We start from the raw sequence: 15,298 nt of genomic DNA, 5'->3' as shown, positions 1-15,298 counted from the left end.
AGGGTGTGGTCCGGCATTGGTAGGGCGCATACGGCGTTGACCCAGTCGGTGTGGCCTTCGAGGGTGTGGAGGTGTTCGCCGGTGGTGGCGTTCCAGATGCGGACGGTGCGGTCGCCTGCGCTGGCGACAAGAGTACGGCCGGTCACTCGTACCGATGACACCTCCCGCACCCAGTCGGTGTGGCCGTGCTGAATGCGTGGTTGCTGGCCGGTGTCCGGGTCCCAAACGCGGACGGTGCGGTCACCTGCGCTGGCGAGCAAAGTGCGATTCCCTACCCGCACGGCGCATACCTTTCGAGCCCAGCTATGGCCTTCGAGAGCGTGCAACTGCTGGCCGGTGTCCGGATCCCAGACTCGAACGGCGAGGTTGCCCACGCTGGCGAGCAAGTTGCGGTCGCCCATCCGCACCTCACACACTCCTCGAGCCCAGTCGGTGTGCCCCTCCAGGCTGCGCATGTGTTGGCCGGTGTCGGGGTCCCAGATGCGAATGGTGCGGTCGTTGCTCGCGCTGGCGAGAAGGGCACGTCCAGAGGTCTGAATCGCACAGACGCCTAGCACCCCTCCGGTGTGGCCTTCGAGGGTGTGGAGGTGTTGGCCGGTGTCGGGGTCCCAGATGCGGATGGTGCGGTCGTTGCTCGCGCTGGCGAGGAGGGTGCGGTCAGCCAAGTGCACCGCGCACACCCCACGGAGGGCTCGCGTGTGGCCTTCGAGGGTGTGGAGGTGTTGGCCGGTGTCGGGGTCCCAGATGCGGATGGTGCGGTCGTTGCTCGCACTGGCGAGGAGGGTGCGGTCAGCCAAGTGCACCGCGCACACCCCACGGACGCCTCCTCTGTGGCCCTTGAGGGTGTGGAGGTGTTCGCCGGTGGCCGGGTCCCAAATGCGTGCCGTGGCGTCGTCACTGGCGCTAGCGAGGAGAGTCCGTTCTTGAGTCCGCAGCCCGCAGACGTCCCGGAGTGCTCGGGTGTGGCCCTTGAGAGTGCGAAAGTGTTCGCCGGTGGCTGGGTCCCAAATGCGTGCTGTGGCGTCGTCACTGGCACTAGCGAGGAGGACATGCCCCGACACAAGGACCGAGCAAACCCCCCTGACCCCTCCGATGTGGCCCTCCAACACTGCTTCCTCCGTGGCAGGAGTTACAGCTGCCCAGACCGCCCGATAGGGCGCTGGGACAGCGATGGCGCGATAGGCGTTGCCCCGACGCTCTTGTGCCTCGGTCACGCTGAAGAGAGCCACGCGCGTCGAGGAAGTGGCATCGATGGCGCGGGGAGTCCGACGCAACAGGTGGGCACGATCGCGGGCCTCAGAGGTGGACGCGCCGGCGGCTGATGGGATGAGGCGGCGTAGGTCGGCGTGCAGGAGATACGTGTCGTCGATGAGGAGCTCGTCGATGAAACCTCCTCGGGCGGCATGGCGTGGCAGCGAACGCAGCAGGTAGGAGGGGGCGGCATGCCAGCCGTGGGCGCGGCCCTCGTCGATGAACGCTTGGGTTAGACCTTGCTCGTCAGGGACGAGGGAGTCGTTCTCGATTCGGGTACGCAGCAAAGCGTCGTTGAGGGCTTGGTGGAAGAGTCTGTAGACGCCGGTGGAAGAGTCTGAGGCGCTGGTCTCGATCAAGAAGTTGGCAGCAGCAGAGTGGGCGAACGCACGCAGCTCACGCGTGGTGGGAGCGGTTCCGAACATGCCGGTGATGGCGGTGGCCCACAAGGCGATGGACAGACCCGGGGCCTCTACATAGGCCAGAGCCGTGAGCGCGTCGACGGCTGGGAGTGGGCCTACCGGGGGCAACAAGGCCAGGTACTCGCGCAGCGCGGCATCCACGGTTGAGGGGAAGGAGATTTGGGCTGGCTCGACTGGCTCTTGGTCGTGCATGCCGTGGGAACGAGCAATGAGCCCGGCGACCAGGAAGTTTCCCTCCGCCAGCTCGGAAATTCGGGAGGCAACGGGGAGGGCGATGTCCTCCCTGGTGTAGGGGTTACCGGAACGCTCGTCGCCGCATAGCCGCAACGTCGCCAGCACATAGGAGACCAGGTCGGACTCGGCGAAGAACTCGCTAGCATCCAGGTCCAAAACCCGGCCGGCGCGTCCGAAGACCGCCAGCAGGTTGCCTTCGCTGTCGCGCCGTCTGCATCCGACCACAATCCGTACACCGAGGTCTGCACAAGTTTCCGCTAGAGGCAGCACGATCCGGCCCACGATGGTGCGGGCATCTTCGGGGGTAGTCGCCTCGTCCAGTGCGTCGATCACCACCGCGAAAAGCCCACTCGGTTCTCCTCCGAGCACTGTACGGAGGGCGGGAGCGAGATCGCCGACCTGGTCGGGTAGCGGCGCCGAGGCCGCCCGGGCGATTTCCCTGGCCACCTCCAACACGGTTTTGCCCTTGGCGTGCACTGCACAGGCAACCGATCCCTCCGGCGCACGCACGGCCTCGTCTTCCGGCGGTAGGCTCGCCGAGATTCCCGAGTCAGCGGTGGTGATGACCCGCCCCAGCACGGCGGATTTGCCTACCCCCGGGGATCCGGTGACCACCAGGATCTGGCGGCGGGGCACGGAATCGGTGATCCATGCGACGATCTTCTTGAGTGCGTCGATGCGACCACGAAAGCGGAATCCGCGCTCTGCGTCCGTGTTCACTCCCCGGGCACGGGGCCGCCAGTGCCGCCCTGCCTCCGGGTCGGTCTCAAGGGACCAGCCCCACGCGGCCAACGCATCCTCGCCGGCCGCCTCAACCGACCAGTCGGTAAGCAGCTGCAGTTGCTGTTCTGGCAAGCATCGGTCGACCTGCCACAGGGTTAGCGCTCGGGCGTCACCAGTGTCGTGCCGTGCCTGGCCGATGAGGGCCACCACCGCCTGGTAAGCCGGTGACCACACGGCGGCACCGCTGAAGCCTTTCCCGACTGGGTACCGTGACCCTGTGTCGAGGCGAACCCAGCCATAGCCGAGAGATTCGCCCACGGTTCCGTCCGATGAGTTGCCCAGCACACCGTCGGGGAATCCGAACGACCACCACGGACCCCCGACGAGTTCGCTCGGCGCCGGACGGCGCAACCGGGGAGCGAAGTCCTGCGGTACCGCCTCCGCTAGGACGAGAACCGCCACGTCGCAGAATCTGCTGGTGTTCTGGGCTGGCAGAACCACCTCGCGCACCCATCGACGGTGCTCCATCAGCTCGTCGAACTTTGGAAAGGCCACCCACAATTCGGGGTGCACCGCCCCGTTTAGGCGGACGACGTGCGCGGCCGTAAGGACCCGGTGAGTGTCGATGAGAAATCCTCCACCCAACGGATGCTCGTCCGCCTCACTGGAGTGGATTGCAGTCACCCAGGCGTCCGAACCTGGCCGAGGCCCCTGTCCGGTCATCGCCGCCTCTGCGCTCATGCCTGGCTCGTGACCTCCCCCGTCTCGGCCGAGGGCCGCCAAGTCAACGCGATCGCGAAGTGGGCCTCCGTCGCGGCCTTGGCCACCACCCAGTTTGCTGTGCCGTTCACCCTGACCCCAAAGGTGACTTGGACCTCGGCGGGGCAAAGCTCAGCTGCCTTCCCAAGAACCGTACGCGCTGCCTCGATCGCCGGCTCTACGGCATCCCGGACGCGGCCAGCGATCCCATCTGAGCTGACCGCTTGGAAGCCCTCTGCTGACTCGATCTCAAAGTCGACGGTCGTTTCATTATCCAGCACGTACGACACGATGGGCGTTGACGTCATCGGGGTCCCCCCTCGTCTGTTTATGGTGTGCGTCGCAAAATTTTCCCCGGTGAACCTGATCTTTCCGACTCCACATTCCGAACAAGCGGGGCAAGGCGGTCATCGGGGAAAGCAGAGTTGAACCATGAAGAGGTCTCTGTCTGGTCTCAAGTCCCGCCCACCCAGCCCTCGCCACACGTAGACACAGAAACGCGCTCGCCGCGCCCCCGCATCCCCGCCTGGCATCGGCCCGCCAGGTACCTACCCAGCACTCTGCTCCTTCAAAGGCATGAGCTTCCGCAAGACTGAGAACGCAGCAGGCAAGGGCGACTGGTCCGGTAACGTTGCTGCTGTCTCCCCATCGGGAATGAAGAATGTTTGTCCTCCCCCTGGGGAGCGAGCCGATGGGTAGTCTAGGACGACGTTCTCAGTGTGATCGCCGGAGAGGGTGGTTTAGCCTTCCGCTCACTTCTGCTTGAGTTCCTCAATCTGACGCACATGGTCGATCATGGCGAGGACTGCCTGCTGGCTCGAACTAGACAGCTCTGCCACGCGCAGCACGAGGTCCCGAACAAGCTCCGCGTGCAACGCGTCGAGAAGAGCTGGGTGTCGGGCGGTGTCGAGGAGCACAGACAGCTGGTCGTCGCGTAGGTTGGCGGCGGTCCTGACGAGTTCGCGGAGCCGTTCGTTCTCAAACGCTTCGAGTGAGGTCACGTCACTGACTAGCTCGCGGAGAGTCATACGCTGACGGGTATTCAGGGCGTTCAGCCGCTCGTGCACCTCCTCCTCTCCTGGTGTCCCGAGCATCTGAAGCCTGCCAAGCAGTGTCTGCACCGTGGCGAGGTCGGTTCGGGTGTTGGTGCTGCCCCGCAGTTCGATGTTCTGCACTCCTCGGTGCTTGAGGGTGTGCAGTAGCTCCAGCTCTGATTCGAATCGCTCGAATTCGGTGTCGTCCTCGCTGAGGTAGCCAACGGGGACGTTGAAGAAGCGGGCAATGGCTTGGAGGTGGTGGAGCTTGGGGTTGGTGGTGCGGCCGGTGACGAGTTCCCAGTAGTAGGGGCCGGAGATGCTGACGCCGGTCTCCTTGGTGATCAGGCGGGCGGTGGCGTCGTAGGACGGAGGGGACTCGCCTCGAGAAGTGTTGAGGTCGCGGAGCCACTGGAGCTTCTCGGCGAGCGTTCGTGGCGCTCTGCCGGTGCCGTGGTCGGTCTTGGTCGGCATGCTCTCTCCAAGCTGGCTGGGCTGCGCGGGTTCGGGAACCGGGAGGTGAAGCCTGGTTATCACAGTGGGTGGCCGGCGTGGGTGCGTGTTGACTCGGATGGGGGAGTGGGTGTTCAGCCGACGTGGCTCGTGCCGGGGGCCGCGTGGGGGAACTCGGGTGGGGCCCAGCCGCGGTAGGTGAGGTGCCAGCGGCCGGTGGTGAGGTCGTCGAGGGAGACGATGTCGATGCGGCCGTCGGCCACGATGTCGTTGGTGGCGACCTGCCCGCCGCCTAGGTAGAGCGCGACGTGGCCGGCATCGTCGTCGGTGGCGTAGAAGAGCAGGGCGCCGGCTGGAGGGTTCGGGTCGTCGTGGTGTGCCAGGCCGGAGGCGACCATGCGGGTCCAGGCGGTGTTGCCTGTGGCCTCGCCGGATGCTGCCCACCCGTACGCCTCGGCGACGAAGGCGAGGCAGAGCCGGTGCCAGGCGAGGCTGCCGGAGTCGGCTTCGCGGCGGGCGGCGTCGATGGCTTCCTGGCAGGTGCGCGGGTTGGGGTGGGCGAGCGTGAAGTCGCAGGCTGTGGGGAGAGAGGCCTGGTAGCGGGGGAGGAGGGCGTTCACCCGCGCCACGTAGTCCTGGGTCTCTCGGATGGGCGGCACTCCTCCGTGTGATCGGACGGTGTGCGGTCCTGCGTTGTAGGCGGCGAGGGCGTTGTCAATCGGGTCGCCGGGGACGTCGGCCAGGTCGTCGATCAGGAAGCACATGTAACGGGCCTGGGCGTCGATGGCGTCGGCGGGATCGTGTGGTGAGTTCTGGCCGTTGCCGTCGGCGTCACGTCCCCATTCGGCCCATGTTGCGGCGGTGAACTGGGCGAGACCCTTCGCGCCGCGCGGCGAGACCTGCTCCGGATCCCAACCCGACTCGGCGTCGATCTGGGCGGCCAACAGCGGCGCCGTGACGTCGGGGCAGTGCTCGGCGGCGGCCTCGAGGAGCGGTCGGTAGGCGTCGGGGACGGGGGCGTCGTCCGCGAGTTGGCCCACGCTGGACTCGGCTCGGGACTCGTCGGAGCCGCCGAGGCCGACGAGGCTCAGCGCCGCCATCGCACCGGCCGCCAGGGGGATCAGGCAGCCGGACTTCTTCATGGGGCCTCCGAAGGTTCGTGAGCGGCCACAGCGGCGGTCGGTCGCTTGTTCGCCGAATCACTCGTACGCGAACGTCGCAAAGATGGCTTCTGTTCTGTTTGCGCGTCTCTGTTCCGTATCGTCTCGGCGCGTAAACGTACGTGAATTCCACTATCCGGTTCAAGGAGTCGGTGTGGCGTTTTCTCATCAGATGTTGATGGTTAGCCCGCTTGGGCGAGTGGCCGGAGGCCGTCGTGGGTGAGGCGGAGGAGCCGCTGACCGAGGCGTCGTTTCGGGCTCCGGCGGCGAGTCGGCTGAGTCCTGCGCCTCCGCGTTCAGGGCCACCCGATCCCGGGCCGCCGCAGGCGGTCGAGGTGGTGGCCCCGGTCTCTCCGCAGGTCTGCGAAACCGATGGCGAAGCGGAGTCGCGGGGTGACAGCCAGCCGCAGGAGGAGAGGCAGCAAGAGCCGGTGAGCCATACCGCGTTCACGGCGTCGCTGCAGCAGCACGCGCGGCCGGCGGCGCCGCAGTGGGGGTGGCGGGGACGGATCCATCGGTGGACGCACGGCCGGGTATCGCCCGCGGTGTCGCCGGCCGAAGAGGCGCGGAACGCCGCGTTGCGCGCCGTCCAGATGACCTTCGGCGGCCCGCGCACGATCACGTTCGTCAACCCGAAGGGCGGCGCGTTCAAGACCACCGCGACGCTGATGGCCGGCCGGACCTTCGGCGTTCACCGGGGCGGCGGTGTGGTCGCGATCGACGCCAACGAGACGCGCGGCACGCTGGGGGAGCGGGCGCTGCCCGCCGGGCACGCCAACACGGCGCGCGAGCTGCTCGAGCGCCTGCACCTGTTCGAGGACCCGGCGGCGCGCCTAGGTGATCTCGGTCAGTTCGTCCGAGGCCAGGGGCCGGCCCACTTCGACGTCCTGGCCAGCGACGAACGACCACAGCTCACCGGGGAGATCGACGCCCGGGCCTTCGAGCGACTCCACGAGCTGTTCCGCCGCTACTACCGGCTGGTCCTCGTCGACACGGGCAACAACGTCCGAGCCTCCAACTGGCTCGCGGCCGTCCGCCAGGCCGACCTCCTCGTCATCACCACCACCGTGCGCCAGGACACCGCCAAGGCCGCGCTGTGGATGGCCGAGGTCCTGGAACAGCACGTCCTCGGAGCCGGCGCACTCAAGCAGCGCAGCATCGCGTTGGTCTGCGATCCGGCGAGCAGGCGTGACGACAGGCTGCGCGGCCTGCTCATGGAGACGTTCACCCACCGCTGCCACGCCGCGATGCCCATCCCGTTCGAACCGGCGCTCGTCGGCGGCGGACCCGTCGACGACACGCCCCTCTCCCCGGCCACCCGCACGGCCTGGCTCTACGCCTGCGCGGCCATGGCCTCCCTGCTGGCGACGCCTCGCGAAGGACAGGAACCTCATGAATCTTGCTGACGACTCCGAGGACTTCAATCCGTTCGAAGGGATCGCTCCGAGCTTCGGCCCGTTCGAGCCTCTGCTGGAGTCGAAGTTCGGCATGTTCCTGGCGCTGGCCTGGATGATCGGGTTCTTCGTCTGTGCCTACTTCCTCATCGAGGGCATCGCCCGAGCCGCCCGCTCCAAGCGCCAGGGGCTCGGCGGGGACCTGGACGAGACCCGCGGGGAGCTGGTGCGGGTGGGCGCGGCCACGATCGGCATGGCGTCGCTCCCTCTCGTGTACGCCATTCTGGTCAGCGCGTGAGGGCGGGGATGAGGCCGTGAACGTCCGCATCGACTACCAGCCCGCGCCGCCACCAGAGAAGGGACACCGTACGCGCTCCTCCGACCGGCACGACGAGCTGCTGCTCACCCTGCTCGGCGTCGGAACCCTCCTGGTGCTGGTCGCCCTGATCCTCCTGCCGTACCCCGAGGGCCGCGACCCGAGCACGACCCCGACGGACAACGCACCGTCCGCCAGCCCTTCACCACCTGCCGAGGAGATGCCTCGCGGCGAGGCCACCGCGGCGGCCTCGTTGGCCACCCGCAGCGTGTCCGGCCTGCCCCGAGGCTTCCCGCGAACGGAGCCGGGCGCCGTCGAGGCGGGAGCGTCGTTCGCCGCCTCGGCCCTCGTCGTACAGCGGATGGCCGCCGAGGACCGCGAGGCGTACGTTCGCGACGCCATGCTGGAGCCGCCCTCGGCCGCCGAGCTCGACGCGGCCGCCGCGGACTTCCGAGCCGAGCACGACCTCACGGCAACGGGCCAACTCCTCGACCCGAACGGCGAGGTCTCCACGACGACGCGTTTCACCTCGCAGTGCTTCCCCGAGCTGGGCGCCTACGACGTCGTCGCCTTCAGGACGGAGCAGGCCGCGGTGGACTACTGGATGCCCTGCCTCCTCGGCGTTGTCGAGGACGGAGGAGAGGTGCTCGACCTGCAGACCCAGTGGCAGATGGGCCGCGTGGCGCTGCACTGGAACGCCGGCGACTGGCGCGTGGGGGACCGGACATCCGGCCCGTTCGACGTACCGCTCACCCCGCCGCAGGCGGGCGAGCCCGCGACGACGCTGGCCGAACGGGCGGCGTTGCTGGGCGAGGGCTGGGAAGCGTTCGCCGACGCCAGCGAGGAACGCCCACCGCCGCTGTCCGAGGAGGTGCTGCGGTGACCGCCCCGGCAGTTCGGCGGGCGGGAGTGAGCCGCACCGCCGAGAACGACGAGTGCGAGGGCGCGTTCCTCGGCGAGTGGGCGTGCTCGACCCTCAACGACATCCCCGGCGTGAACTGGGTCTACGGCTGGGTCGGCGAGGCGCAGCGGCAGAAGGTCGAGGCCGTCACCGACGCTTTGGGCGACATCGTGCCGGACAGCTTCATCGAGGAGTGGGTCAAGGGCATGGCCGAGTCGACGGTCAGCCTCCTCACCTACATCCAGGCCCTCGGCGAACGCGTGACCGCGCCGGCCTTCGACCAACGGTGGTGGGCGTCCCAGTACGCCACCAGCTTCGGCCTCTCCCTCATCGTGCTGGCCTTCCTCCTCGTCTGGATCACGGCCCAGTTCGTCGCCTCCGGCTCGTCGGCGACGGCCACCGACCTGTTCCGGCAGTCCGGCTGGCGTCTGGTGTTCGTCGTGCCCCTCATCTCCGCGGGGCCGCTGATCCTGCTGCACCTCCAGGTAGCCGCCAACGACCTGGCGCGCGTCTTCGCGGACGAAGGCACGGCGCACGCGGAGAGCGCGGTCGAGCGGCTGATGGACCTGATCGTCGACAACGCCGGTGACTGGGGAGCGTTCGGGGGGACCGTCCTGGCCCTGCTCCTCTTCCTGTTTATCCTGTGCCTCGGCTTGGTCACGCTGATCGAGATGGCCGTCGCCCAGTGGGGACTGCACCTCGGTGCCCTGCTGGTGCCGCTCGCGTTGGTGGCCTGGGTCTATCCGCCGTGGTCCGGAACGCTGCGGCGGCTGACCTCGCTCATCGCTGGGCTGATGCTGCTGCCGGCGTTCATCTACTTCTTCTTCAACACCATCTGGTCGTCGTTCGACTCCCTCCTGGCGGCCGACAACGGCGACGACGGCCTGAGCGTTCTGCTGTTCCTCGCCGTCGGGCTGTTGATGATCGACGCGTTCCCGATGGTCGTGATGTGGCTGATGTCGCTGACCGCCGGGCCGGGCACCGGGATGGATCCCGACGTGCGCGCCGTCGCCGGAAGTCCGTCGGCCGGGGAGATGACGGCGGGCGTGATGGAACACCTCGAAGCCCGCACCAGCCAGATCGGTGCCGCCGGCGGCTCAGGCGGTGCAGGCGCAGGTGAAGACGCCGACGAGGACGACGACGCCGGTCCGGCAGCCGCCTCCCCGTCCGGCCCCGACCGGGAACAGGCCGCCCAGGCAGCGACTATCGCCGCCACCGGCGGCGCCGGCGCGGCCGCATCTGCGGCGCAGCAGGGCAGCGACGACGACGCGGACGACAGCGGCACCGGCGCCGCGGGCTTCAACCCCGACCCGGCCCGCGCCGTCCCGCAACCCGGAGGCCCGCCGGACGCCGCCGCACCACCCGGCGGCGGCTTCACCCCCTACGCCGACCCCGGAACGCAACCCGCCCCCTCCCACCCAACCGACGACTCCACCCCCGACGAGGAACCCGAACGATGACCGGCCCAGAACGCACCTACGTCCTCGGCGGCGAGACCCAACGCCGCTCGTTGTTCGGCGCGGTCACCCCACTCCAACTGACCGCCCTCGTCGCCTACCTGCTGGTGTGGCTCATCCTGCTCGTCGCCACCCAGTCCTTCGTCGTCCTGCTCACCGGCCTGGCCCTCGGCGCCGGCGCCTGGATCGTCGCCCGCCGCCGCACCACCGAGGGCGACGCCTGGAGCTCCGCGCTCGTCGACCGGCTCACCTGGCGTCTCACCGGCGGAGCACGGCAACGCCCCGACTACGTGCCCGGCGAGAGCCTGCCCCGCGAGGTCGGCGACATCCGCGTCCTGGCCTACGCCCCACCTGCCGCGCCCGACTCCCCCATGGCCCTCATCCACCACCGCGACCACCGACACCGGTCCTGGGCGAGCGGCCGGCTGACCGCGACGTTCGAGATCACCGGCGGCGGGGACGGCCTCCTGTCCACCCGGGAGGTCAACACCGCCGGCTACCAGTTCGAGCGCCTCCTCGGCGGGCTCGCCGGGGCCAACATCCCCGTCGACCAACTCGACATCTGCACCCGCGTGCTCCCCGTCCACCCCGACACCTACCGCGCCCACATGGCCGCCCTACTCGCCCCCGACATCCCGCCGCGCCTGCGCGCCTCCATGCACCAGCTCGCCGGCTACGCCGCCGGCACCACCGAGGAGTACCGCAGCTTCGCCACCGTCCGCATCCCGTTGCCCCAACTCGCCCAGCGCATCGCCGAGCCCACCGACCTCGACGGCCTGTGCGCGGAGACGTTCAACGTCCTGGGCGACGTCGTCGCCCGCGTGGGACGCGCCGGACACCCGTTGCGCGCCGTCCTCGGCCCGCGCCGCCTCGGTTCCCTCATCCGGCACCTGCACGACCCCGACCTGGACATCGACCTGCTCGACGGCATCACCACCGTCACCGACGGCTGGTCCCAGATCCGCGTCCCCGGCCGCGACTGGGTCCGCACCGAAAGCGTCAACGACACCCACCGGCCCTGGTACCACGCCGTGGCCTCCGTCCCCCGCGACGCCTGGCCCCTCCAACCCGTCACCGCCCGCTGGATGGAACACCTGGTCACCGGGATCTCCCCGGCCACCATCCGCACCATCCAGGTCCAGTGGCGCCTGGTGCCCAAGGTCTCGGCCCGGGAACGCGCCCGCCTCGCCCTCACCTACAACACCGCCGACCGCCACGGCGAACGCCGCCGCGGCCAGGTCTCCACCGGCGTCAGCGAGGCCGCGATGTCCTCCTCCAGCCGCGTCCTGCACGACCTCCTCACCCCCGTCGTCGGCGGCACGTTCCCCGCGATCCGTGTCCACGTCTCCGCCCCGACCCCGCAAGAACTGGCCGCCGCACGCGTCCGAGTGACCGCCGCTGCGGAGACCGGCGGCCTCACCCGTCTGCGCTGGCACCATCACCGGCACCACCAGGCGCTGCTCCTCGCACTCCCCATGGCCCGAGGCATCAAGGCATGACAACGCCCACCACCCCACCCCCAACCGAGTACCGCCCGCGCGGCCGACACCACGAATTGACCGGCCGGAGCGAGCTCACCCTGGAAACGATCTTCACCTCGACCCGGCAGGCCGCCGCCCTCAACCCCGCGATCGTCGCCACCCACCCGGCGTTGGCCGGTCCCATCACCGGCATCGACCTGGCCACCGGCCAGCCCATCACCACCGACCCGCACGCCCTCTACGACCAGGGCCGCGTCACCAGCCCCAACGTCCTCGTCCTCGGCGACATCTCCTCCGGCAAGTCGTCGCTGGTCAAGACCCAGTACTGCGTCCGCCAGGTCGCCTGCGGCAAACAGGTCGTCGTCCTCGACCGCAAGAACCAGCAGGGGCGCGGCGAGTACGAACGCGCCGCCGCCGAATGCGGCGTCACCCCCGTCCGCTTCGCCCGCTCCGGGGGCACCGCGATCAACCTCCTCGACCCCCGCATCTCCACCACGTCCGAGTCCGGCGGCGACGGCCGCGTCGGCCAGGACCGGCTGCTGCTGATGGTCGCCGAGCACGCCCACGAACGCCGGCTCGACTCCCACCAGCGCTACGCCCTCCGCGTCGCCCACCTCACCGCGCTCCACCGCGCCCGCACCGAGCAACGCGTCGCCACACTCCACGACGTCGTCGCCGCCCTCTACGACCCCAGCCCCGACGCCGTACCCCGCGCCCACCTCCGCGACGAGGCCATCGTCACCCGCCGCAGCGTCATCGAATGGGGCCTCGACCTGGCCCTCGACCTCGAACGCTTCATCACCGGCGACCTCTCCGGCCTCATCGACCAGACCACCAGCAACGACCTCGACCTGGACGCGCCGCTGATCGTCTTCGACACCTCTGCGCTGCCGGAGGACTCCCCGGCGCTGTCCCTCGTCATGGCCCTGGTCGCGACGTTCCTCTCCGCCGTCTGGGCGCACCGCGACGGACAACGGCTGATCATCCTCGAGGAGGGCTACCACACTGCCCGCCTGGACAAGGTGGCCTCCGTCCTCCGCTCGCTGGCCAAACGCGGACGCGGCATCGGGCTGTCGTTCGTCACCGTCGTCCACCACCTCAGCGACATCCGCGAGGACTCCGACGCCATGGCCCTGGTCCGGGAGGCCGGCATCGTCCACGTCTACCGGCAGTCCCGCGAGGACGACGCGACCCAGGCGCTACGCCAGTTCCGGCTGCCGCACACGCTCAACACCCAACTCGCCGCGCTCGCCCAGGGCGTCCACGTGCTGCGCATCGGCCACGAGCCGGCCCGCATGGTCCAGCACCTACGAACGCCGCTCGAAGTCGAGATCACCAACACCGACCAGGCCATGACCACCACCCGCCGACCGGGAACCCAATGACCCACCTCCCCCTCCCTCCAGCCTCGACGATCGCGCTGATCCTCCTCGCCTTCACCCTGACCTGCGCCCTCGCCTACCTCCGCGGAACCCTTCACCGGCATCCCCGCCCGGGCGTCACCCCGGCCACCCCCCACGCCGGCTTCGCCAGCCCCGACCAACTCCGCACCCACCTATCTGAGGCCGCCGTCCGCCACGCCGGCACCCAGGTCCGCCCCAGCCTCACCGACGACTCGTCCCCAACCTCGTACGGCTACTTCCTCGGCAACGCCACCCACCCCGCCTGCGACCGGACACCCCTGTACTCGCCGTACGACCAGGCCCTCCGCGTCATCGGCCCCATGGGCTCGGGCAAGACGTTCCGCTTCCTCGCCCGCCTGCTCCGCGACGTCCCGGGACCGACCCTCGCCACGTCCACCAAGCCCGACCTGATCGAACTCACTCTCAGCGCCCGCCGCCGACGCGGTCCGGTCGTCACCCTCGACCCGCAGGAACTCGTCCCCGGCCAGGAGCCGTTGCGCTGGTCACCCATCCACGGCGCGGAGGACACCCTCACCGCCGAACTCCGCGGCCGAGCCTTCATCGCCGGCTCCCGCGCAACCGCCTCCGGATCCGGCCGAACCGACGAAGGCGCCGCCCACTACCGCCACCTCGCCGGCACCTGGCTCTCCTGCCTGATCCACGCCGCCGCCCTCGACGGCGCCTCCTGGCGCGAGGTCCTCCGCTGGGCGAAACGACCCGAGGACCCCGCGCCGCGCCAGATCCTCCACCACCACCCGGGCGCCGGCCCGGGATGGGCCGAGAGCCTGCTGGACGCCACCACCGGCGACGACCGAGCCGTCGGCAACACCCGCTCCACCCTCGCCAACGCCCTGGCTGCCTTCGCCCACCAACCCGTCATCGACGCCGTCGACGTCCCACCCGACCAGGCCACCGACATCGAGGCCCTCCTCGACGCGAACGGCACCCTCTACCTCCTCGGCAAAGACAGTGCCCACTCCACGATCTCGCCCCTCGTCACCGCCATCACCGAGGACGTCCTCGACCGCGCCGAACACCTCGCCGTCACCAAGCCCCACCGTCGCCTCGACCCACCCCTGGTCGTCGCCCTCGACGAGGCACCCAACATCGCGCCCCTGCCCTCCCTCCGCCAACGCGTCGCCGACGGCCGAGGCCGCGGGCTGTGCGTGATCTACCTCGTCCAGGGCTGGGCCTCAGCCGAATCCCGCTTCGGCCGCGACGTCGCCAAGGAACTCGCGGCCATCACCAACAACACCCTCGTCCTCGGCGGCTCCCACGACGTCGCCCTCCTCAAGGACCTCCAGGAACTCTGCGGCACGACCGAGATCCTCAAGACCTCCGCCACCATCAACCGAGCCCCGCGCCGCACCCGCCCCACCGGCAGCAGCCGCTCCGTCTCCCACGACCGCGAACCCGTCCTCCGCGCCCACGACATCCAGCACCTCGACATCGCCACTGGCCAGGCCCTCCTCCTCGCCGGCAACCTCCCACCCATCCTCGTCGAACTCCCCCCGCTCACCGCCCACCCCGACTGGCCCCAGATCTCTGCAGACATCGCCACCATCCGCACACACGCCGACGACACCCGCACCCACCACCAAGAACAACGCCGCCTCACCCACCAACGCCACCACACCACCTGGCAAACCGGCCGCCCCACCCCATGACCACACGCCTCCTCCCCTGGCCACCCCTCCCGGACGTCATCCGGCTCGACAACCCGGACCCGACTGCCCCGCACCCCTGGGATCTGTGCTCCCTCCTCGACCCCGTGGCCACGGCCGTATGGGAATGGCTCGACCAGGTCGCCTACTGGCTCAACCACACCTACGGCTGGCACGAAACGCAGGTCATCCCCGCCTGCTGGCCGGACCACCCCAACATCGCCCACGAACTCGCGGCCCTGGCCTTCACCCGCATCGACGTCTACACGGCCTCCACCGCCGCTTACATCCCCCGCTGGCACGACGACCTAGAAATCTTCCACCGCCGCCTCACCACCACCCTCGGCCCCAACCCCCCCTGCCTACGCGGCAACCACGACGCCCTACCCGCGCGCTACACCTCCGAGACAGCGAACCTGGCCATCAGTGACCGCTCCGACGTCCCAGTGTCCGGCCAGCAGTGACCGCCCTCTGGCTCCGGGCGGGAGGCAGAGGTTCTGCTTCGCGACGGCGTACAAGAGCTCAGAGTCGCGCCTACCGAGACTGGACGCAGATAAGCAACGCCACCCTAGTCGTCAACACAAGCTCCAGAGATCAGATGGGGTCGAACCTGTTGACACAGGCCTCCGAAGAATTCGTACAACCT

At 69.3% G+C, this 15,298-nt stretch carries 12 protein-coding genes; 8 read left to right on the top strand and 4 right to left on the bottom strand.

The window, feature by feature from the left end:
* The 4 genes from ABGB06_RS38650 to ABGB06_RS38635 form a co-directional block, all read right to left on the bottom strand.
* Positions 1–3,314 (bottom strand): trypsin-like peptidase domain-containing protein (locus ABGB06_RS38650; protein ID WP_347600166.1); only part of this gene is annotated, 3,314 nt, incomplete at its 3' end.
* A 53-nt stretch (positions 3,315–3,367) separates the two neighbouring features.
* Positions 3,368–3,697: a CU044_2847 family protein gene (locus tag ABGB06_RS38645; protein WP_347600163.1), complete on the bottom strand. Its 330-nt coding sequence runs from the start codon at positions 3,695–3,697 to the stop codon at positions 3,368–3,370.
* A gap of 444 nt (positions 3,698–4,141) precedes the next feature.
* The gene (locus ABGB06_RS38640) at positions 4,142–4,897 is read right to left on the bottom strand and encodes a hypothetical protein (protein ID WP_347600160.1); all 756 of its coding nucleotides are present in this window, start codon (positions 4,895–4,897) and stop codon (positions 4,142–4,144) included.
* Positions 4,898–5,010: 113 nt separating this feature from the next.
* Positions 5,011–6,018, bottom strand: coding sequence for a transglycosylase SLT domain-containing protein (locus ABGB06_RS38635; RefSeq protein WP_347600157.1), 1,008 nt, complete (start codon positions 6,016–6,018; stop codon positions 5,011–5,013).
* Positions 6,019–6,371: 353 nt separating this feature from the next.
* Between ABGB06_RS38635 and ABGB06_RS38630 the strand changes: the two genes are divergently transcribed.
* The 8 genes from ABGB06_RS38630 to ABGB06_RS38595 are packed head-to-tail and all read left to right on the top strand — an operon-like array spanning position 6,372 to position 15,116.
* Positions 6,372–7,442 (top strand): hypothetical protein, encoded by a 1,071-nt coding sequence (locus ABGB06_RS38630; protein ID WP_347600154.1) that lies wholly within the window; start codon positions 6,372–6,374, stop codon positions 7,440–7,442.
* On the top strand, positions 7,429–7,728 hold the full coding sequence (locus ABGB06_RS38625; RefSeq protein WP_347600152.1) for a hypothetical protein: 300 nt from the start codon (positions 7,429–7,431) through the stop codon (positions 7,726–7,728). Before ABGB06_RS38630 ends, ABGB06_RS38625 begins: the two co-directional genes overlap by 14 nt.
* Positions 7,729–7,744: 16 nt before the next feature.
* The gene (locus ABGB06_RS38620) at positions 7,745–8,629 is read left to right on the top strand and encodes a hypothetical protein (RefSeq protein ID WP_347600149.1); all 885 of its coding nucleotides are present in this window, start codon (positions 7,745–7,747) and stop codon (positions 8,627–8,629) included.
* Entirely contained in the window at positions 8,626–10,107 is a 1,482-nt protein-coding gene (locus tag ABGB06_RS38615; protein ID WP_347600146.1) for a hypothetical protein, read from the top strand. Before ABGB06_RS38620 ends, ABGB06_RS38615 begins: the two co-directional genes overlap by 4 nt.
* Positions 10,104–11,603, top strand: a complete 1,500-nt coding sequence (locus ABGB06_RS38610) for an SCO6880 family protein (RefSeq protein WP_347600143.1) — start codon at positions 10,104–10,106, stop codon at positions 11,601–11,603. The genes ABGB06_RS38615 and ABGB06_RS38610 overlap by 4 nt, the downstream gene beginning before the upstream one ends.
* Positions 11,600–12,970: a hypothetical protein gene (locus ABGB06_RS38605; RefSeq protein WP_347600140.1), complete on the top strand. Its 1,371-nt coding sequence runs from the start codon at positions 11,600–11,602 to the stop codon at positions 12,968–12,970. The genes ABGB06_RS38610 and ABGB06_RS38605 overlap by 4 nt, the downstream gene beginning before the upstream one ends.
* Positions 12,967–14,655: a TraM recognition domain-containing protein gene (locus ABGB06_RS38600; RefSeq protein WP_347600137.1), complete on the top strand. Its 1,689-nt coding sequence runs from the start codon at positions 12,967–12,969 to the stop codon at positions 14,653–14,655. Before ABGB06_RS38605 ends, ABGB06_RS38600 begins: the two co-directional genes overlap by 4 nt.
* Entirely contained in the window at positions 14,652–15,116 is a 465-nt protein-coding gene (locus tag ABGB06_RS38595) for a hypothetical protein (protein WP_347600134.1), read from the top strand. Before ABGB06_RS38600 ends, ABGB06_RS38595 begins: the two co-directional genes overlap by 4 nt.
* Positions 15,117–15,298 lie beyond the last annotated feature (182 nt).

The sequence above is a fragment of the Streptomyces sp. B6B3 genome (assembly GCF_039871525.1).
In the GTDB taxonomy this organism is placed as follows: Bacteria; Actinomycetota; Actinomycetes; order Streptomycetales; family Streptomycetaceae; genus Streptomyces.
The sequence above is the reverse complement of the archived record's forward strand: the minus strand, read 5'-3'. Positions and strand labels throughout refer to the sequence as shown.

What these genes read in the sequence shown, in the direction of transcription:
- ABGB06_RS38645 (WP_347600163.1), bottom strand. Translation starts at nt 3,697, where the DNA reads ATGACGTCAACGCCCATCGTGTCGTACGTGCTGGATAATGAAACGACC.
- ABGB06_RS38640 (WP_347600160.1), bottom strand. Translation starts at nt 4,897, where the DNA reads ATGCCGACCAAGACCGACCACGGCACCGGCAGAGCGCCACGAACGCTC.
- ABGB06_RS38635 (WP_347600157.1), bottom strand. Translation starts at nt 6,018, where the DNA reads ATGAAGAAGTCCGGCTGCCTGATCCCCCTGGCGGCCGGTGCGATGGCG.
- ABGB06_RS38625 (WP_347600152.1), top strand. Translation starts at nt 7,429, where the DNA reads ATGAATCTTGCTGACGACTCCGAGGACTTCAATCCGTTCGAAGGGATC.
- ABGB06_RS38610 (WP_347600143.1), top strand. Translation starts at nt 10,104, where the DNA reads ATGACCGGCCCAGAACGCACCTACGTCCTCGGCGGCGAGACCCAACGC.
- ABGB06_RS38605 (WP_347600140.1), top strand. Translation starts at nt 11,600, where the DNA reads ATGACAACGCCCACCACCCCACCCCCAACCGAGTACCGCCCGCGCGGC.
- ABGB06_RS38600 (WP_347600137.1), top strand. Translation starts at nt 12,967, where the DNA reads ATGACCCACCTCCCCCTCCCTCCAGCCTCGACGATCGCGCTGATCCTC.
- ABGB06_RS38595 (WP_347600134.1), top strand. Translation starts at nt 14,652, where the DNA reads ATGACCACACGCCTCCTCCCCTGGCCACCCCTCCCGGACGTCATCCGG.